Raw genomic sequence first — 19,043 nt, forward strand, 5'->3', positions numbered from 1 at the left:
TGACGCCCTCTCCCCCCGGGCCGTCACAGAGGAGGCCACCATGCGAGACACCCTCGCGACCGATCTGCGTTCCTGGGGCCGCAAGGCCCTTCTCGTCGGCGCCCTGATCGCCGCCCCCGCCCTGGCGCCCGCGCCGGCGGATGCCGCACCCGTGCACGGGCTGCGGGCCGAGGCGCCGCGGGCGGATGTCCAGACCGTGCAGTACGGCGGCTATTACGGCCGTCCGCACTACCGCCACTGGCACCGCCCGCCGCCGCCCTACTACCGCCACTACTATGGCCGGCCCGCCTGGTACCGCGGCTATCCGCCGCCGCGCCCTTATTACCGTCCGTACTACCGCCCCTACGGCTATTATCGCTGAGCGGTGATCGCCGGACGTCCTGCCGACCCGGAGCGCCGCCCTGCGCGGCGGTCCACCGGCGAAGGCGGACGGCATGACCCGTGCCGGGGCCGTGCGAGCGACGGACGCGGCGCGAGAGGGCCGGAGGTGGTGAAGCGGCGTCCCGGCGAGATTCCGCCGGGACGCCCGCGCGCTAGAGCCGGCGCGTGCCCCAGAAGGCGTAGATCTCCGAGAGCGGCTCGCTCATGCTCCGGCGGTAGGCCGTGCTGGAGAGATACTGGCCGGAAGGCAGGTAGGGCGCCTCCTGCATCACGATCCGCTGGATGTCCTCCGCGATCGTTTTCTGCGCGGCGAGGTCCGGCGCATCGAACCAGGCGGTCCGGGCCGCTTCCAGCGCCGGGACGTTGGGCCAGCCGAACCAGGCGCCTTCCCCGTTCGCGCGCAGGAAGGTCATGACGCCCGGGTTGATCCCGTCCAACCCGTTCCAGGTGGTGTGGAAGAAGCTCCAGCCGCCGCGTTCCACCGGGTCCTTGCTCGACCGCCGCTGCACCACCGTGCCCCAGTCGGAGACGCGGTAGTCCACGTTCATCCCCAGGCGACGGAACAGGTCGTGCCCGACCTCGGCGAGGGCCGCCAGCGCGGACTGGTCGGTCGGCGCCAGCATCACGACGGGCTCGCCGTTGTAGCCGGCCTCCCGCAGCTCGCGCCGGGAGCGCTCGATGTCGCGGGGGCCGGTGATCGCCTCGATGCCCGCCGTGTTCGCGAGCGGCGAGCCCGGCGTGAAGACGCCCATGTCCGCGCGCCAGTTCGACGGATCGGCGCCGGCCACCGCGGTCATGAAATCCGCCTGCGACATGGCGCGCAGCACGGCCCGCCGCACCGCTGGCTTGTCGAAGGGCGGCTGCAGGCAGTTGAACACGCCGGTGCCGAAGATACCGAGGGAGCTGGCGCGCTTGATCACCACGTCGCGCGAGCGCTGCATCGCCGGCAGGATGTCGTTGGTGGGGTTCTCCCACCAGTCCACCTCCCCGTTGCGCATGGCGGCGGCGGCCGTGGCGGGGTCGGGCATGATCACCCATTCCACGCGCTCGAAGCCCGCGATCTTCGGGCCGGCCGCCCAGCTCGGCGCGCCGCCCTCCCGCGGGCGGTAGGCGGCGTTGCGCTCATAGACCACGCGCGAGCCGACCACGCGCTCCCCGGCGACGTATTTGAAGGGGCCGGAGCCGATCGTCTCCCGGATCTGTGCCGTCCCTTCGGCGGAGGCGATGCGCTCGGGCATGATGAAGAGCGCGGGCGGCCCGATCTTCGCCAGCGCGTCCAGCATCGGCCCGAAGGGGCGGTTCAGGCGGATGGTGAAGCTGCGGTCGTCGGGCGCCGTCATCTCGGCCACGCGGGCAAGCAGCACCTGCCCCAGCCCGTCGCGGCTGGCCCAGCGCCGGATGGAGGCGACGCAGTCCCGGCCGCGCACCGGCTCCCCATCGTGGAAGAGCAGGCCTTCGCGCAGCCGGAAGCGCCAGGTCAGCCCGTCATCCGAGGTCTGCCATGCCTCGACCATCTGCGGCTGCGGACGGAGGTCCGCGTCCAGTCCGAAGAGCTGGTCGTAGATCGCCAGGGCGTGGTGCCGCGTGACATAGGCGGTGGTGAAGACCGGATCGAGCACGGTCAGGTCGGTCTGCGGGACGTAGCGCAGCGTCCGGGCATCCGCCCCCTGGGCAAGGGCGGGCCGGTGGAGCGCGGCGGGCGCGAGCGCGGCCGCCCCCGCGCCGGCCAGGATATGGCGTCGCAGCATGGTTGGGAGTTTCCCTCTCGGTTCGGTCCGTGGCCGGCGTGCTTGCCGGCAGAGAAGCAGCCGCCGTGCCGCCCCGTCCAGGCCCGACGCTTCCGCCACGCCCTGCCGGTCGGAACCGCCCCCTCGACAAGGCCGTGCGCCACCCCTCAAATCCGTGCCGGCTTCACAACAGGAATAATCGGGGATGCAAACGACCCTTGCCCGCCGCACGGCGGGCCTGCTCGGCATGGGATTCCTGGCCGCCGGCCTCGTCCTGTCGCCGCCGGCCGCCATGCCGGCGGCGGCCACCACCTTCACCTGGGCCACGGCGAACGACATCCTCGGCCTGGACCCGCACGCCAACAACCACGGCGTGACGAACACGATGAAGTCGAACATCTACGAGCCGCTGGTGCGTCGCGAGCCCGACGGCTCGCTCGCGCCCGCCCTGGCGGAGCGGTGGGAGACGCCGAGCCCGACGACCTGGCGCTTCCACCTGCGCCGCAATGTCCGCTTCCACGGCGGCGAGCCCTTCACCGCCGCCGATGTCGTGATGTCCGCGGAGCGCGTGCGGCAGAACGACATGGCCTACACGCTGCAATCCGTCACGGCCGTGCGCGCGGTGGACGACCACACGGTGGAGATGGAGACGCGCGGTCCCAACCCCGTGCTGCTGCAGGACCTGACGCTGTTCTTCATCATGTCCAAGTCCTGGGTGGAGGCGAACAACGCGATGGGCGTGGCCCGTGCGGGGCAGCCCGGCGCCACCACCACCTTCGTCCAGCTCAACACCAACGGCACCGGTCCCTTCCGCATGGTCGAGCGGCTGGCGGACGAGCGCACGGTCCTGGTTCCCAACCCGAACTGGTGGGACCGGGCGGAGCACGGCATCACCCGCGCGGTCTTCCGCCCCGTCGCCTCCGCGCCCACGCGCGTCGCCGCGATCCTGTCGCGGGAGGTGGACGTGATGTACCACGTGCCGTTGCAGGACATCCCGCGGATCCAGGGCGCGCAGGGCGTGCGGCTGGTGCAGGGGCCGACGGCGCGGTCCATCTACCTCGCCATGGATGTGACGCGTCCCGACAGCCTCGACAGCCCCGGCCAGCCCAACCCCATGCGCGACCCGCGCGTGCGCCGCGCCATGTACCAGGCGATCGACATGGACACGATCCGCCGCGTGGTGCTGCGCAACTCCACGGTCGCCGCCGGCCTGCCCATCGGCTCCGCGATCGGGGGATTCGACGCCACGCTGAACGAGCGCCTGCCCTTCGACCCCGAGGCGTCCCGCCGCCTGCTGGCCGAGGCCGGGGCGCCCAACTTCCGCGTTACCCTCGGCTGCCCCAACAACCGCTACGTGAATGACGAGGCGATCTGCCAGGCGATCGTGTCCATGCTCCAGCGCGTGGGCATCCAGGCGCGGCTGGACGCGATGCCCTTCGGCCGCTTCCTGCAGCGCGGGGCGAACAACGAGTTCCAGTTCTGGATGCTCGGCTGGACGCCCGGCAACTTCGACATCACCAACCCCGCGCGGGAGCTGCTGGGGGAGGGGTCCTTCAACTGGGGCAAGTTCAACGACCCGCAGATGAACGACCTGGCCGCCCGCATCGGCACCACCCCGATCGGGGAGGAGCGGCAGGCCCTGGCGCGGCAGTACTGGACGCGCTTCCGGGAGCTCCTGCCCATCATCCCCCTGCACCAGGAGCCGCAGATCTTCGCCGTGCGCGACACGGTGGAGGGCTTCACCCTGCGGATGAACGAGGACCTGGAGCTGCGGGTGATCCGGATGCGGCGGTAGAAGCAAGGCTGGGGGAAGGTATTCCCCCAGACCCCCATCTATTTCTTCAAGGCTGCCGCGGGCCACTGGCCGATGGCTCGCGGCAGCCCGACAAAAATAGATGGGGGGTCCGGGGGGAATACTTTCCCCCCGGCCTTGTTGACGCGATATTCCCCGCCCAGAAGCGGGAGGACCAGACATGGCCGATGACACCCTGATCGCCGTGAAGCCCGAGATTGCCGCGGGCAGCCATGCCGATGCGGCCCGGCGGGAGGCGATGGTGGCCGAGGCCGCGCGCGACCCCCAGACCTTCTGGAAGCGCGAGATGAACCGCATCGCCTGGATGCACGCGCCCACGAAGATCAAGAACACCAGCTTCACGGGCGACGTGCAGATCAAGTGGTTCGAGGACGGGGTGCTGAACATCAGCCAGTCCTGCCTGGACCGCCATGTGGAGGGCGGGCGCGGCGACCAGATCGCCATCATCTGGGAGGGCGACGACCCGAACAGCCAGGCCCACGTCACCTACCGTCAGCTGCTGGAGCGCGTCTGCCGCCTGTCCAACGCGCTGAAGAAGCTCGGCGTGCAGCGCGGGGACCGCGTGACGATCTATCTGCCGATGATCGTGGAGGCGGCGGTCGCGATGCTCGCCTGCGCCCGCGTCGGCGCCATCCACTCCGTCGTCTTCGGCGGCTTCTCCCCGGACAGCCTCGCCAGCCGCATCCAGGACTGCGAGAGCACGCTGCTGATCACGGCGGATGAGGGCCGCCGCGGTGGCCGCTCCGTGCCGCTGAAGGCGAATGCCGACGAGGCGCTGAAGTCCTGCCCCACGATCAAGCACGTGATCGTCGCGAAGAACACAGGCGGCCAGGTCGCCATGCAGGACGGCCGCGACCACGACTGGGACACGCTCTGCAACCCTCTGTCAGCCGAATGCGCGCCGGAGCCGATGGGGGCGGAGGACCCGCTCTTCATCCTCTACACCTCCGGCAGCACGGGCAAGCCGAAGGGCGTGCTGCACACGACCGGCGGCTACGCGGTCTGGGCGGCCTACACGCACCAGCTCGTCTTCGATTACCGTCCCGGCGAGATCTACTGGTGCACGGCCGATGTGGGCTGGGTCACGGGCCACACCTACATCGTCTATGGCCCCCTCGCGAACGGCGCGACGACGCTGATGTTCGAGGGCGTGCCGAACTATCCCACCGTCTCCCGCTTCTGGGAGGTGGTGGACAAGCACAAGGTGAACATCTTCTACACCGCCCCCACCGCCATCCGTGCCCTGATGCGGGACGGCGAGGCGCCGGTGAGGAAGGCGTCCCGCAAGTCGCTCCGCATTCTCGGTTCCGTTGGGGAACCGATCAATCCGGAAGCCTGGCTCTGGTATTACCGCGTCGTCGGCGATGAGCGCTGCCCCATCGTGGACACCTGGTGGCAGACGGAGACGGGCGGCATCCTCATCTCGCCACTTCCCGGCTCCGTGGCCCAGAAGCCCGGCTCCGCCACGCTGCCGCTGCCCGGCGTCTTCCCCGCCATCGTGGACGGGGAGGGCAACATCGTGGACGGCGCGGCCGAGGGGAACCTCGTCATCACCGACTCCTGGCCGGGCCAGATGCGCACGGTGTTCCGCGACCACGAGCGCTTCGTTCAGACCTACTTCTCCACCTTCCCCGGCAAGTACTTCACCGGGGACGGCGCGCGGCGGGACGCGGACGGCTACTACTGGATCACGGGGCGCGTGGACGACGTGCTGAACGTGTCCGGCCACCGCATGGGCACGGCGGAGATCGAGAGCGCGCTCGTCGCCCATCCGAAGGTGGCGGAGGCGGCGGTCGTGGGCATGCCGCACGACATCAAGGGCCAGGGCATCTACGCCTATGTCACCCTCGTGGCGGGGGAGGACCCGACGGACGCACTCCGCAAGGAACTCGTCCAATGGGTCCGCAAGGAGATCGGCCCTATCGCCTCCCCGGACGCGATCCAGTGGGCGCCCGGCCTGCCCAAGACGCGTTCCGGCAAGATCATGCGCCGCATCCTCCGCAAGATCGCCGCGAACGAGACGGAGGGCCTCGGCGACACCTCCACCCTCGCCGACCCGACGGTGGTGCAGGAGCTGATCGAGAACCGCGTGTCCTGAACGTCTGCGCGCCACGCCCGCTGTGGCGGACGTGGCGCGCAGCGCCCAAACGTGCTGCCCTGGCGGCATGCGCACGCCACAAGACCTGCCCCGCACGCCGGGCGACCTTCTCCTTCCCGCCGAGCCCGAAGCCTTCCCGCTGCTCCCGTCCCGCACGGCGCTGATCGTCGTGGACATGCAGAACGCCTATGCCTCGAAGGACGGCTACCTCGACAAGGCCGGCTTCGATCTCTCCGGCGCACAGTCGGTCATCGGGAACGTCACGCGGCTCGTCGCTGCGGCGCGGCTGCTCGGCATCACCCTCGTCTGGTTCCAGAATGGCTGGGACCCGGAGGGGCTGGAGGCGGGCGGACCCGGCTCTCCCAACCACTGGAAGTCCAACGCGCTGCGCCTGATGCGGGAGCGGCCGGAGCTGGCCGGCAGCCTTATCACCAAGGGGGGCTGGGATTACCAGCTCGTCCCGCAGATGCAGCGGGCGGAGGGCGACATCCTCATCCAGAAGCCGCGCTATGGCGGCTTCTCCGGCACGGCGCTGGAACCGATGCTGCGCTCCCGCGGCATCCGCGACCTGCTCTTCTGCGGCGTCGCCACGAATGTCTGCGTGGAGAGCACGCTGCGCGAGGCCTTCCACCGCGAGTTCTGGCCCGTGCTGGTGGAGGATGCCTGCTGGCAGGGCGGCCCGCGCTTCGTGCACGACGCCACCGTCTTCAACGTCCGCAGCTTCCTGGGCTGGGTGACGACGACCGAACGGGTGCTCGCCCTCGCGGCGTGAGGCGCGACGCACGCGACCGTTGCGTTTCTTGACCTAACCTGCCCCTGGCGGGGAGATTGCGGGGCGTTCACGAAAGGACACCGCCGTGCGCCGCCCCCGCGCGATCACCCTCGTCCTGCTCGGCACCGCCGCCGTCGCGCTCGGTGCCTGCGACAGCCGGGAGGCCCGGTGCCGCCGCGCCCGCATGGAGGGCCGCCTGGACGCCGAGCGGATCTGTGCCACCGGCTCCTCCTATTCGAGCTCCGGCGGCCACGGCTCCTCCTGGTTCGGGTGGAGCAGCAGCAGCGGCGGCACGGGCAGCGGCACGGTCGCCGGCAGCAGCAGCCGCGGCGGCTTCGGCAGCACCGCCTCGGCCCACGGCGCCGGCAGCTAGGACCACCCATGCAGCGCCACACCACCGAGCCGCGCCCGGATCGGCGCGAGCGCGCCCGCGCCCTCGGCTTCGCCTTCGCCGACATCGAGGGCGAGCCCTACTGGGACGAGACCGCCTACTACTCCTTCACCGCGGAGGAGGTGGACGTCCTGGAGGCGGCCACCGACGAGATCGAGCGCTTGACGATCGAGGCGGTGGACACCGCCATCCGCCAGGACGCGCGGGAGGCCTTCGGCCTCTCCCCCGGGGCTTGGCGGCTCGCGAAGCAGTCCTGGGAGCGGCAGGAGCGCCACCTCTACGGCCGGCTCGACCTGCGCTGGGACGGCAGCGGCCCGCCGCTGCTGCTGGAGTACAATGCCGACACCCCGACCGCGCTGTTCGAGGCGGGGGTGGTGCAGTGGGAATGGCTCACCTGCACCGACGACACTGCCGACCAGTTCAACTCCATCCACGAGGCGCTGATCGAGTCCTGGGGAAAGATGGGCCTGCCGGGACTGGTTCACTTCGCCTGCGCCCGCGACAGCACCGAGGACCGCGGCACGGTGGACTACCTGCGAGACACGGCCATGCAGGCCGGGCTCCGCGCGGAATTCCTTTACATGGACGAGATCGGCTGGGACGGCACCCGCTTCCGGGACCTGGAGGAGCGGCCGATCTCCGCGCTGTTCAAGCTCTATCCCTGGGAGTGGCTGCTGGCCGAATCCTTCGGGTCCCACATCGCGACGGCCGACACCCGCTGGATCGAGCCGGCCTGGCGCATGATCCCCGCCGGCAAGGGTTTTCTCGCCTGGCTGTGGAAGCTCTTTCCCGGCCACCCGAACCTGCTGCCCGCCTTCCTGGAGCCCGGCCGCACCGGCGGGCGGGAGATCAGCAAGCCCTTCTGGGGCCGGGAGGGCTCGAACCTCGTCGCCCCCGACGGCACGACCACGGACGGTCCCTATGCCGGCAACCCCCGCGTCTGGCAGGCGTGGGCGGAGCTGCCCCGCTTCGACGGCGGCTATCCCGTGCTGGGAAGCTGGATCATCGGCGGCCGCTCTCGCGGCCTCGGAATCCGGGAGGATTCGACCCCGCTGACGCGCGACACCAGCCGCTTCGTCCCGCACCTCTTCCGCCCGGCGACGTGACGCCGGCCCCGCGCCCCTTCACCCAGGAACCCGACGCGTGACCAGCATCGCCAACCTGCCGAACTTCATCATCCACCTCGCGGCCGGCATCGCCCTGCTGGCGGCAGGCGGCTGGATCTACACCCGCATCACCCCGCACGACGAGATGGCGCTCATTCGCGCCAACAACACGGCGGCCGCGATCAAGCTGGCCGGCGCCATTCTCGGCCTCGCGCAGCCGGTCGCCGCCGCCATCCGCGGATCGTCCAACCTGCTGGACGCGATCGTCTGGTCGGTGATCGCCGTCCTGGCGCAGATCGCCGCCTTTTGGGTGGTGCAGTTCATCCTGCCGGACTGGCGCAAGGCGATGGAGGAGCGCGGCGAGACCGCCGGCGCCGTCCTGAAGGCCGCCATCGCGATCGGCGTCGGCATGCTGAACGCGGCCTGCCTGTCGCCCTGATCCGGGCGGGCCTGACACGGCGGAAGCGAGGCCGGGGGAGGGCGGAAACACTGCTTTCGCCCTCCCTGGCCCCCTCCTTCTTTGGCCACGCTGCCGTGGGGCCGTTCTGAACGGTCCCGCTGTGGGCCGACGGGAAGGGAGAGCGGCCAGGCGCATACGTTGGGCAGGGGAGGCTTCCCCCCGGCCGCTTCCGGCGTCAGATGCCCTATGCCCCCCACATCAGACGCCGAGGCGGCCTTCACCCGTCGCCTCGTGGCCCTCTATGGCCTGACCGGCTTCGCCACCTCCCTCGCGGGCCGCAGCCTCGACCCTATCCTGCCGGAGGTCGCGGCCCACTACGCCGCGGCGCTGGAGACGGTGGCCCTTCTCGCCTCGGCCTTCGCGCTGCCCTACGCCTTCATCCAGCCCGTGCTGGGCCCGGTGGGGGACGCGTTGGGCAAGCGGCGGATCATCGCGACCGGCACGGCGCTGACCGGCCTCGCCCTGCTCGCCAGCGCCTTCGCGCCGACGCTCGGCCTGCTCTTCGTGCTGCGCGCCGTGGCGGGCATGACGGCGGGCGGGATCTATCCGCTGATCATCGCGACCTTCGGGGACCGGGTGCCGGTGGCCAGCCGCCAGGTGGCCCTCAGCCGCGTGCTCGCCTGGTCCACGGCGGGGCAGATCGCCGGCGGCGTCGCCTCCGGCCTCGTCGCCGAGATCCTGGACTGGCGGACGATCATCGCGGTCGGCGCGCTGCCGGTGCTCCTGGCGGCCGTCATCCTCTGGCTCGACCTGCGGCGGGAGCCCGACCGGCCGCCGGGCCGGCTGGACGTGGCCGCCGCGATCCGGCGCTACCGCGAGATCCTCTCCATCCCGGCCGCCCGCCACCTCTTCCTCTCGGTCGGGACGGAGGGGGTGGTGATCTACGGCACCTTCCCCTTTGTCGCAGGGCTCGTGGCCGCCTGGGGGCTGGGCGGGGCGGCGCAGGCGGGCATCGCGATCGCCGCCTTCGGGGCGGCCGGCATCGCCTATGGCCTTCTCTCCGGCGGCCTGCTCCGGACGCTCGGCATCATCCGGATGGTCCAACTGGCCGGGGTGCTCGGCGCCGCGGGCTTCGGCCTGATGGCCGCCACGGGCTGGCTGGCTGGGCAGGGGAAGGCCGTGCCCCTGGGGGTCACCCCGATGGTGCTCGGCTTCTTCATCCTCGGGCTGGGCTATTTCATGACCCACAACAGCCTGCAGACCCGCGTGACCGAGGTCTATCCGAAGGCCCGGGGCTCCGCCGTGGCCCTGCACGCCTTCTCCTTCTTCGTCGGGCAGTCGGTGGGGCCGCTGCTGTTCGGCACCCTGCTCGGCGGGCTGGGGGCGGTGGCGGCCTTGGCGCTGCTGGGCGCCGCGATGCTGGTCTTTGGACTCGTTCTGTCTCGTGTTCTCGGGGCGGCCTCGAACGCCCCGTGAACCCCCTCTCCGGCTTTCGACGGGAAATCAGGCACCTCCTCCGAGTCGCGCGAACGAATCGCTGACGTTCTCCCAGGGCAGGAGGACCACCAGCCCTGGTGGTTGGGGCCCTGGAGGGGCACAAGGGTGTTCGCTCCGCGTTCCCGCGCGCGACTCGGCGGACGGGACGGCGGCGTCATCCGGGCCCGGAGGCTGTTGGCCGAGGGCGGCACCGGTTCCGTTCACGCCGCCGCGGCGGTGCACCCGGGCTGCCGTTGCGCGGGGCGTGATGGCAGGCGGCCCCTTCCGGTCAGGGGGCGAGCGCGTCCGCCTCGCGAGCGCCGGATGCCCGATCCGTGGGCCCCGCCGGCCGATGCGCCCGCAGGAAGCTGCGGATGTGCCGCACGGCCAGGGGAATGCGCTCCTTCGGGTCCTTCCAGGGATAGAGGCTCACCTGCGCCTGCGGCGCGAGGAGGGCGCTCTCCATGGCCACGGCGTAGGGGTGCGCCGGCACGTCGTCCGGCAGGATGAGGAGCGGCGTCTGGCAGGCCCGGACGAAGTCGCGGCTGACGGTGAAGACGAAGTCGGGGTTCGCGCGGTACATCCGGGTGAGGAAGGCCTCGACCATCTCCATGGTGATGTCGGGGCGGCGCGCGCAGAGGGCCGGTCCCCAGCCCGCCCGGTTGTTGTCGTAGAACAGGTCGGGCAGCTCCGGGCGGTACCCGCTGGGCTGGGCGAGGACGGCGGCGACGATCCGGTCCGGGGCGCGGCGCAGCAGGTTCCAGATGAGCGGGCCGCCGATGCAGAAGCCGAGCACCAGGAACTCTCGGATGCCCAGGTGGTCCATGAGGGCGAGCTGGTCGTCCGCGAAGGCGTCCCAGGGGCGGTCGACCTCCAGCGGGCCGGAGGACTGGCCGCCGCCGGCGTTGCGCAGGTCCATGGTGATGCAGCGGTACTCGTCCCGGAACGTCTCGACCGCGTTGAAGGGCGCCCTGTCCATCGCGAAGGGCATCGTCGAGTTCAGCCCGCCGCCGGGAATGATCAGCAGGGGAAAGCCGCTTCCTTCCTCCAGGTAATGGATGCGGACCGCGCCCCGCTCATGGAACGGCATGGCCTTCCCCCGTCTTCCGGCCGGGGCCTGGCGCCCCGGCGCGGGGCCGGTGCCGGCCCGCGGGAGCCTGCACCGGACGCGCGCCGGGGGATAGCGCGCCCGGGGTGAGCGCCGCGCCTAGTCCAGACGCGCCCCGGAGGCCCGGACGACGCCGGGCCAGCGCGCCGCTTCCTCACGCACAAGGTTCGCGAAGGCGTCGCGGGAGCCGGCGGCGATGTCGAAGCCCTGGTCGCGAAGGGTGTCGGCCACCTCCGGCCGGGCCAGCAGGGCGCGGGTCTCGGCGTGCAGGCGGTCGAGGATCGGCTCGGGCGTGCCGGAGGGGGCGAGCAGACCCTGCCAGGTCACGACCTCGAAGCCGGGCTTCGCGGCCTCGTGGACGGTGGGGACGTCCGGCAGGGCGGGGCTGCGGGTGGTGCTGGTGACGGCCAGGGCGCGGATGCGGCCCCCGCGAATGTGCTCGATCGCGGCGGGGAGGGTGACGAGGAGGCTGTCCACATGGCCGGCGACGAGGTCCACCACGGCCGGTCCGCCGCCGCGATAGGGGACGTGGGTGGTGGAGAAGCCGAGCTGCTGTCCCAGCAGGACGCCGCCGAGATGGCCGATGCTGCCATTGCCCTGAGAGGCGAGGGTGAGGGTGCCGTTCGCGGCCTTCGCGGCGGCGACGTAGCCCTCCAGGTCCTGGGCGGGCAGGGCGCTCTTCACCACCAGGACCTGCGGAGCGCGGACCACCTCGGCGATCGGGGCGAAGTCGCGGACGGGGTCGTAGGCGAGGCGGGGATAGAGGGCCGGGTTGATCGTCAGCGGGTCGGAGCCGACGAGGATGGTCAGGCCATCCGGCCGGGCGCGGGCCACCAGCTCGAAGGCGATGTTGCTGCCGGCGCCGGTGTGGTTCTCGACCACCACGGGCTGGCCGAGGGGGCCGGTGAGCTGGCGGGCGACGGTGCGGCCGAGGATGTCGAGGGAGCCGCCGGGGGCGACGGGAACGATCACGCGGACGGCGCGGTCCGGCCAGGCGGGGGTGTTGGCGCGGGCGAGGGCGGGAAGGCTGGCAGCGGCCGCGGCGAGGGAGAGGAGGCGGCGGCGCGGGAGGCGGGCGGTCATCTGGGGTCCGGTTTGGTCGGAATGGGAGATGAATTTTCTCCCACTCCGCGCCGGATGGTGCAAACGAAAGGTGATCCTGCTAAGGATGGGGTATTCTGAAGAAGAGATTGGTCCATGACTGGTGCGGCGGAGTTGGACCTCACCGACCGGGAGATCCTGCGGCTGATCCAGCGCGATTCGTCGCTCTCCCTGGCGGCCATCGCGACGGAGGTGGGGCTGACCCCGACCCCCTGCTGGAAGCGCATCCGGCGGATGGAGGCGGCGGGGGTGATCACGGCGCGCGTGGCGCTGCTGGACCCGGCGCGGGTCGGGCTGCCGCTCTCGGTCTTCGTGGCGCTGGAGACGGGGGACCATTCGGCGGGCTGGATCGACGCCTTCGCCCGCACCGTCTCCACCATGCCGGAGGTGGTGGAGTGCTGGCGGATGGGCGGGGACGTGGACTACCTGCTGCGCGTCGTGGTGCAGGACATGCCGGCCTATGACGCCTTCTACCGCCGGCTGACGGGGGCGGTGCCGGGGCTGCGCAACGTCACCTCCCGCTTCGCCATGGAGCGGGTGAAGGCGACGACGGCGCTGCCGATCTGAGACGGCGGCCGCCGGCCGGTTCCGGTCACTCCACCTGGATGCGGGCGGCGCGGATCACCTCGCCCCAGCGGGCGACCTCGGCGCGCATGAACAGGTCATATTCGGCGGCGCCGGAGGAGGAGAGCTCCGCGCCCGCCTGCTCCTCCTGCACGCGGGCCTCCGGCACGGCCTGGGCGGCCTGGATGGCGGCGTTCAGGCGGGCGACGACCGCGGGCGGGGTGCGCGCGGGGGCGGCGAGGCCGTACCAGACCTCGGCGACGAGGTCGGGGAATCCGGCCTCCACCACCGTCGGCACCTCCGGCAGGATGGCGGAGCGGGTGGCGCTGGTGATGGCCAGCGCGCGCAGCCGCCCGGCGCGGATGAAGCCGAGGGAGCTGATGGGGGAATCGAGGCTCATCTGCACCTGGCCGGCGATCAGGTCGGTGATGGCGGGCGCCTGGCCGCGATAGGGGACGTGCACCATGTCCAGCCGCTGCTGGTACTTCAGCAGCTCCTGGCCGATGTGGGTGATCAGGCCGATGCCGCCGCTGGCATAGGTCACGCGGCCCGGATTGGCGCGGACATAGCCCACCAGATCGGCCAGCGTGTTCACGGGCAGGGCGGGGTTCACCACGAAGGTCATGGGCGACGTCGCCCAGGGCGCGACGCCCACGAAGTCCCGCGCCACCGAGTAGCCGGGGCGGGCGTAGAGGGATTCGTTGATCGCGAGGGCGGGGGTGGTGGCGAGCAGGGTGTAGCCGTCGGGCTCCGCCTGGGCCGCGGCCACCGCGCCGATGTTGCCGCCGGCCCCCGTGCGGTTCTCCACCACCACGGGCTGGCGAAGCTGGGCCGAGAGGCCGGCGGCCATGAGGCGCGCCTGCAGGTCGCTGCCGCCACCGGCCGCGAAGGCCACGATGAGGCGGATCGGGCGCTCCGGATACTCGGCGCGGGCGGGCGCGGCGGCGAGCAGGGCCGCCAGGGCGAGGAGGGCGGGGCGCAGCATGGGGGTTCCCTGTTTCCGGCGCGTCGTTCAGGCGTAGGCGATGCCGCAGCCGGGCCCGGGGGGCACGGCGATCACGCCGCCCTCGATCGGCAGGGGCGTGAAGGGGTCGTCCAGGATGTGGTCGTGCTCCGACAGCTCGCAGGCGAAGGGCAGGGTGCGGAGCGAGGCGGCGGCGTGGGCGGAGGCGCCCTGCAGCAGCGCGGGGCCGAAGGCGGCGCCCATGCGGGGGGCGATCTGCCCGGCCTCCAGCAGCCGGGCGGCGGTGACGAAGTTCCGGATGCCGCCGAGCTTCGTGATCTTGAGGTTCACCACGTCGGCCACGCGGCCCTCGATCACGCGGAGCACGTCGGCGACGCTCTCCACCGTCTCGTCGGCCTCGACGGGGACAGGCAGGGTGCGGGTGACGAGGGCGAGGCCGGCCCAGTCGGCGGCGGGCACGGGCTGCTCCACCAGGGCGACGTCGTGCGGCTCGATAGCCTTCCAGGCGGCGATGAAGCCCTTGGCGCTGTAGGACTGGTTCGGGTCGAGGGTGAGGGCGACGTCCGGGCCGATGGCCGCGCGCACCTCGGCCACGCGGCGGGCGTCCAGCGCGGCGTCGCCGGCGAGCTTCAGCTTCAGGGTGGAATAGCCCTTGGCGACGAGGCCGGCGGCGACGGCGGCCATCTCGGCGGGCGCTTTGATCGGGACGATGCGGGATTGCGGGATGCGGTCCCGGAAGGCGCCGCCCATGAGGGCCGAGAGCGGCAGGCCGGCGCGTCGGGCCGTGAGGTCGTGCAGCGCCATGTCGATCGCCGCCTTCACCGAGCGGTTGCCGGCGAGCGAGACCTCCACGAGGTCCATGATGGCGGCGAGGTCCGCGGGGTCGCGCCCCAGGAGCATCGGGCGGAAGAAGGCAAGGCCGGCCTCCGCGCCTTCCCCGTGGGTGGTGATGGCGGGGATGGCGTGGGCGTAGCCGAGGCCGGTGTTCCCGCTCTCGTCGGTCAGGAGGAGGACCCAGCCGCGCAGCTCCGGGACGGTGGCGCGGGCGAACTTCCAGTTCGCGTCCTCCTGCCGCTGGACGCAGGGGCGCAGCTCGGCCGTGACGATGGGCACGCGTTCCTCCATCGCCCGGCCCCCGCCGGACGCTTCATCCGATGGATCATGTAATTGACTTTTTGGCCCGCGCCAATCCGACGGATTGCCGGTCGTGGCGTGGGCGCCGCGTGTTGATGCCCCTGCCCCCCTGCCGCATAAGGTCCGCGTGTCCTCCGCGCCCTCTCGCCCCGTCCGGATCGCCCCGTCCCTGCTGGCCGCCGACTTCACACGGCTGGGGGAGGAGGTGCGCGCGATCGAGGCCGCGGGGGCGGACTGGCTGCACCTCGACATCATGGACGGGCACTTCGTGCCCAACATCTCCTTCGGGCCCTCGGTGGTCAGGGCGTTGCGGCCGAAGTCCCGCATGCCCTTCGACGTGCACCTGATGATCGCGCCGGCCGACCCGTATCTGGCGGCCTTCGCGGAGGCGGGGGCGGACCTGATCTCCCTGCACCCGGAGGCGGGGCCGCACCTGCACCGTTCGCTCCAGACGATCCGGGGCCTGGGCAAGAAGGCCGGGGTGGTGCTGAATCCGGCGACGCCGGTGGAGAGCGTGGCGCATGTTCTCGATCTTCTGGACCTGATCCTGGTGATGACGGTGAACCCCGGCTTCGGCGGGCAGTCCTTCCTCGATTCCGGGCTGCCGAAGATCGCGGCGTTGCGGGGGATGATCGCGGCCTCCGGCCGGGAGATCGCCCTGCAGGTGGACGGGGGCGTGACCGCCGCGACGGCGCCGCGCTGCATCGAGGCCGGGGCGGACGTGCTGGTGGCCGGGACCGCCGTGTTCGGGGCCGGGGATTACGGCGCGGCGATCGCGGCGCTGCGGGGACCTGGCCCCGGGGGATCTGGTCCCAGCGGGGGCGCGGCATGAGCGGGATCTGGCGCGAGGCGCGGAAGACCCTTTCCGGCCTGAAGCCGATCCGGGTGCCGGAGGCGCCGTCCCGCGCCTTCCGCGACCTGTGGCCGGGCGATGCGGCCCGGGGCCAGCGGCTGCTGAAGGGCGAGCTGGAGGTGATGGGCACGGCGCGGCCCATGCCGGAGGGCGCCTTCGGGCCGGGGGATGGCAGCCCGGCCTGGCGGGCGGCGCTGCACGGCTTCGGCTGGCTGCGGGACCTGCGGGCGCTGGGGTCCGACGCGGCCCGGCTGCGGGCGCGGGACATCACCGGGGACTGGCTGGCGCGCGGCGGCGCCGACCCGGTCTCGGACGCGCCGGAGGTGGTGGGGACGCGGATCTCCGCCTGGCTCGGGCACTGGGACTTCGTGGCGGCGACGGCGGAGGACGGGCTGCGCCGGGCGATGATGCAGCGGCTGGGGGCCGATGCGCGGGGGCTGGTGGCCGGGCTGCCGGCCGAGGCGCGGCACCGCGGGGCGCTGGTGGCGATCAAGGGCGGGCTGGCCGCAGCGGTGGCGTTGGAGGAGGAGGCGTGGCTGACGCGCTGCCTGCGCTTCCTGCCGGCCGAGATCGATCGTCAGATCCTGCCGGATGGTGCGCATGTTGAGCGGTCCCCCGCCGCGCTGCTGCTGGCGCTGCAGGACCTGATCGAGCTGCGGAACCTGCTGCACGGGACGGGGATCGAGGCGCCGCCGCAACTGGCCCTGGCGCTGGACCGCGCGGCGCCGGCGCTGCGGCTGTTCCGGCACGGGGATGGCGGGCTGGCCGCCTTCAACGGCACGCGGGAGGAGGCGGCGAGCCTTCTGGACCTGGTGCTGACCCAGGCGCAGGCGCGGGGGCGGGCGCCGCTGATCCTGGGCGATGCGGGGTTCCAGCGGCTGCAGGCCGGGCGGACGCTGGTGATCGCGGATTGCGGGCCGCCGCCGCCGAAGGGCGGCGGGGTGGGCCCGGGCGGGCTGCCCCGCGGGGCGGACCGGCATCACCATGCGGGGACGCTGTCCTTCGAGATGTCAGTGGGGCGGGACCGGCTGATCGTGAACTGCGGCGCCATGCCGGCGGCCGAGGGCGCCTGGCGCGACGCGCTGCGGGCGACGGCGGCGCACTCCACCCTGACGCTGTCGGACAAGAACAGCAGCGAGTTGACCGAGGACGGGCTGGGCGGCCGCCGCCCCGAGCACGTGGAGGCCGAGCGGCACGAGGCGTCCGGGGCGCAGTGGCTGGAAGCGACGCATGACGGCTGGAAGAAGGGCTTCGGCGCGGTCCACCGGCGGCGACTGTATCTGGCGGAATCCGGGGACGACCTGCGCGGCGAGGACAGCGTGGAGGCGGAGGACCCGCCGGCCTTCACGGTGCGCTTCCACCTGCATCCCTCGGTGACGGCAAGCCCGCAGGAGGACGAGACGGCGGTGCTGCTGCGCCTGCCCTCCGGCGCCGGGTGGCGGCTGCGGGCGCGGGGCGGGACGGTGTCCGTGGAGGAGAGCGTGCACCTGTTCGGGGAGCCTCGCCGGGGCCAGCAGGTGGTGGTGCAGGCCGAGGCCGGGGTCGGCGGGGTGCAGTGGGCCATCGGGCGGGTGGCGCCGGCGGAGGGGTGAGCGCGGCGCCATCCTTTCGGACGTCCCACGCGCTCCGGCAACCCGCGCGCCCGGGTCGCTCCTCGCGCCGGCGAGCCTAGGGGATGTGGGCCGGCTTCGCGGTCGGATAGGGGAGGGGAACAGCCCTCGTCTTCCCGCTGGCATCGAAGTAGTTCAGGAATGCGTCCATCTTGTAGAGGCCCTTCTTCACCACGGCCTCGTTCTCCATGATGCGGACGTCCGAGTTCGGGGCCAGGCATCCCCTTCGGTTCAGCCAGTCGGCGAAGTGAAAGATGTTCTCGGCGGTGGGCTGGTAGTGGCCGCTCTGATTGGTCACGCGCGTCAGCTTGCCGTTCACGGCGTTCATCATCCCCGAGCACCGAATCTTCCGGCCCTGCTTCGCGGAGGCATGGACGAAGCCCTCGGCGCCGTGCTCGTGAAGCCAGAGATTCTGATCGGCATCCCACACGAAGGCCACCGCTCCGGGATCGCCCTTGCTGCTGCGAGGGAAGTCGGTGGTGTTCAGCATGTACGTCGTGCCGCCGTCGGTGAGCACGCGCTCATAGGTCATCTGGCCGGCCTGGACGTACACGAAGCCGAGGTCGAGGCCTGCGTAGCTCACGCGGTTGATCTGATTCTTGTAGGCGTTCGCCGTCGCGGTGACGACGGGCGTTCCGATGCAGAAGGGATGGTATTCGAGCCACTCGTAGAAGCTGGCGTCGGCGTTCGTCGACCGGTCCGGGTTCGAGGCCGGCTGGCCGTGCAGGTAGTCCTTGAGTGCCTCTCCCAACGGGTTCACCGCATCGTCCTGCGACGGATCCATCACATGCGGGAACAAGAAGGTCTGGCGGTGCAGAGGGTCGAATTTCTCGATCGTCGCGTAGGGCACGGCGTGGAGCTTCTCCCCACCGTCCCGCGTGTGATCGAAGGCGAGGCTGCGCAGGTAGAACGAGAGTTGCGCCCGGTCCTTGTACTTCGCCTTGGCAGTCAGGTGCCACTGCGCCATGGTGTCCAGATAGGCCGCCTTCTTCGCCGCGCGCCGTCCGATGGAGCCGACCCAGACATCGATCTGGTCGTTGAGCTGCTTTCCCGTGGCCGTCTTTACGCCTTGCACGAACCCGGTCTGCGTCGCCGCCGCGTATTGCTGGGCGAAGAGCCCGATCGTCCGCAGGGTGCGCGCGCGCTGCGCGAATCTGGTGCTGTCATCCTTCTCGATGATGTCATAGGCGACGATCTGGGCTTCCAGGTGCGTGAGGATGTCCGCCGGCGAGCGCTGACGGACCGTGGCACGGACGAAGGTTCCCGGGGCCTGCGGGGCGGCGGGAGGGGCGGGGGCGACACGACGTTGGCCGTTGACCCAGGCCCGGTTCTGCTGCGCGGCCCCCATCTTGATCTGCTGCCACTCAGCGGGCGAGACGATATCTCGCCACGGGTTCTTGTTGCCGGCCATGGATCCCCCCGAACGAACACCCGCCACGAAGGGGCGCCGTCGTCAGTGGCCGAAGTCTGCGACCGGTCCGGAACGGGTGCAATATCGTCCTGCAGAACGCCGCGATGACGTTTCCCGGCGCCCGACATGTCCGC

The 19,043-nt window shown here is 71.8% G+C and carries 17 protein-coding genes; 11 read left to right on the forward strand and 6 right to left on the reverse strand.

The genetic code is table 11. The features are described from left to right. Nucleotides 1-40 precede the first annotated feature (40 nt). Nucleotides 41-361 (forward strand): hypothetical protein, encoded by a 321-nt coding sequence (locus ACP6CK_RS21425; RefSeq protein WP_426955341.1) that lies wholly within the window; start codon nucleotides 41-43, stop codon nucleotides 359-361. Between the two features lie 172 nt (nucleotides 362-533). Here ACP6CK_RS21425 and ACP6CK_RS21430 read toward each other — a convergent pair whose 3' ends face one another. Beyond that, complete coding sequence (locus ACP6CK_RS21430; RefSeq protein WP_426955342.1) at nucleotides 534-2,129, reverse strand: ABC transporter substrate-binding protein; 1,596 nt, start codon at nucleotides 2,127-2,129, stop codon at nucleotides 534-536. Between the two features lie 184 nt (nucleotides 2,130-2,313). Between ACP6CK_RS21430 and ACP6CK_RS21435 the strand changes: the two genes are divergently transcribed. The 7 genes from ACP6CK_RS21435 (at nucleotide 2,314) to ACP6CK_RS21465 (ending at nucleotide 10,164) form a co-directional block, all read left to right on the forward strand. Next, on the forward strand, nucleotides 2,314-3,903 hold the full coding sequence (locus ACP6CK_RS21435; protein ID WP_426955343.1) for an ABC transporter substrate-binding protein: 1,590 nt from the start codon (nucleotides 2,314-2,316) through the stop codon (nucleotides 3,901-3,903). Nucleotides 3,904-4,081: 178 nt separating this feature from the next. Then, on the forward strand, nucleotides 4,082-6,019 hold the full coding sequence (gene acs, locus ACP6CK_RS21440; protein WP_426955344.1) for an acetate--CoA ligase: 1,938 nt from the start codon (nucleotides 4,082-4,084) through the stop codon (nucleotides 6,017-6,019). Between the two features lie 67 nt (nucleotides 6,020-6,086). Next, the gene (locus tag ACP6CK_RS21445; RefSeq protein ID WP_426955345.1) at nucleotides 6,087-6,791 is read left to right on the forward strand and encodes an isochorismatase family protein; all 705 of its coding nucleotides are present in this window, start codon (nucleotides 6,087-6,089) and stop codon (nucleotides 6,789-6,791) included. A gap of 85 nt (nucleotides 6,792-6,876) precedes the next feature. Further along, a complete protein-coding gene (locus tag ACP6CK_RS21450) occupies nucleotides 6,877-7,164 on the forward strand; it encodes a hypothetical protein (RefSeq protein WP_426955346.1) in 288 nt (95 codons plus the stop codon). Nucleotides 7,165-7,172: 8 nt separating this feature from the next. After that, nucleotides 7,173-8,288: a glutathionylspermidine synthase family protein gene (locus ACP6CK_RS21455; protein ID WP_426955347.1), complete on the forward strand. Its 1,116-nt coding sequence runs from the start codon at nucleotides 7,173-7,175 to the stop codon at nucleotides 8,286-8,288. A 37-nt stretch (nucleotides 8,289-8,325) separates the two neighbouring features. After that, on the forward strand, nucleotides 8,326-8,727 hold the full coding sequence (locus ACP6CK_RS21460) for a DUF350 domain-containing protein (protein ID WP_426955348.1): 402 nt from the start codon (nucleotides 8,326-8,328) through the stop codon (nucleotides 8,725-8,727). A gap of 207 nt (nucleotides 8,728-8,934) precedes the next feature. Then, a complete protein-coding gene (locus tag ACP6CK_RS21465; protein WP_426955349.1) occupies nucleotides 8,935-10,164 on the forward strand; it encodes an MFS transporter in 1,230 nt (409 codons plus the stop codon). Nucleotides 10,165-10,453: 289 nt separating this feature from the next. On the opposite strand, the gene ACP6CK_RS21470 is transcribed toward ACP6CK_RS21465, so the two are convergent. Together ACP6CK_RS21470 and ACP6CK_RS21475 are read right to left on the reverse strand one after the other, a co-directional pair. Beyond that, nucleotides 10,454-11,254, reverse strand: coding sequence for an alpha/beta fold hydrolase (locus ACP6CK_RS21470; protein ID WP_426955350.1), 801 nt, complete (start codon nucleotides 11,252-11,254; stop codon nucleotides 10,454-10,456). A 117-nt stretch (nucleotides 11,255-11,371) separates the two neighbouring features. Further along, entirely contained in the window at nucleotides 11,372-12,355 is a 984-nt protein-coding gene (locus ACP6CK_RS21475; RefSeq protein WP_426955351.1) for a tripartite tricarboxylate transporter substrate binding protein, read from the reverse strand. A gap of 114 nt (nucleotides 12,356-12,469) precedes the next feature. On the opposite strand from ACP6CK_RS21475, the gene ACP6CK_RS21480 reads away from it, so the two are divergent. After that, nucleotides 12,470-12,940 (forward strand): Lrp/AsnC family transcriptional regulator, encoded by a 471-nt coding sequence (locus ACP6CK_RS21480; RefSeq protein ID WP_426955352.1) that lies wholly within the window; start codon nucleotides 12,470-12,472, stop codon nucleotides 12,938-12,940. A 25-nt stretch (nucleotides 12,941-12,965) separates the two neighbouring features. Here the strand turns inward: ACP6CK_RS21480 and ACP6CK_RS21485 are convergent, their stop codons facing one another. Both ACP6CK_RS21485 and ACP6CK_RS21490 read right to left on the reverse strand, forming a co-directional pair. Continuing rightward, nucleotides 12,966-13,922: a tripartite tricarboxylate transporter substrate binding protein gene (locus tag ACP6CK_RS21485; RefSeq protein WP_426955353.1), complete on the reverse strand. Its 957-nt coding sequence runs from the start codon at nucleotides 13,920-13,922 to the stop codon at nucleotides 12,966-12,968. 27 nt (nucleotides 13,923-13,949) lie between these two features. After that, nucleotides 13,950-15,014, reverse strand: coding sequence for a mandelate racemase/muconate lactonizing enzyme family protein (locus tag ACP6CK_RS21490; protein ID WP_426955354.1), 1,065 nt, complete (start codon nucleotides 15,012-15,014; stop codon nucleotides 13,950-13,952). A 148-nt stretch (nucleotides 15,015-15,162) separates the two neighbouring features. Between ACP6CK_RS21490 and rpe the strand changes: the two genes are divergently transcribed. Next, nucleotides 15,163-15,867: a ribulose-phosphate 3-epimerase gene (rpe, locus tag ACP6CK_RS21495; protein ID WP_426955355.1), complete on the forward strand. Its 705-nt coding sequence runs from the start codon at nucleotides 15,163-15,165 to the stop codon at nucleotides 15,865-15,867. Beyond that, complete coding sequence (locus ACP6CK_RS21500; protein ID WP_426955356.1) at nucleotides 15,864-17,480, forward strand: heparinase II/III family protein; 1,617 nt, start codon at nucleotides 15,864-15,866, stop codon at nucleotides 17,478-17,480. The genes rpe and ACP6CK_RS21500 overlap by 4 nt, the downstream gene beginning before the upstream one ends. Nucleotides 17,481-17,556: 76 nt before the next feature. On the opposite strand, the gene ACP6CK_RS21505 is transcribed toward ACP6CK_RS21500, so the two are convergent. After that, a complete protein-coding gene (locus ACP6CK_RS21505; protein WP_426955357.1) occupies nucleotides 17,557-18,909 on the reverse strand; it encodes a hypothetical protein in 1,353 nt (450 codons plus the stop codon). Nucleotides 18,910-19,043: the final 134 nt, after the last annotated feature.

It is taken from the genome of Muricoccus radiodurans, from assembly GCF_050154705.1.
GTDB lineage: Bacteria > Pseudomonadota > Alphaproteobacteria > Acetobacterales > Acetobacteraceae > Roseomonas > Roseomonas radiodurans.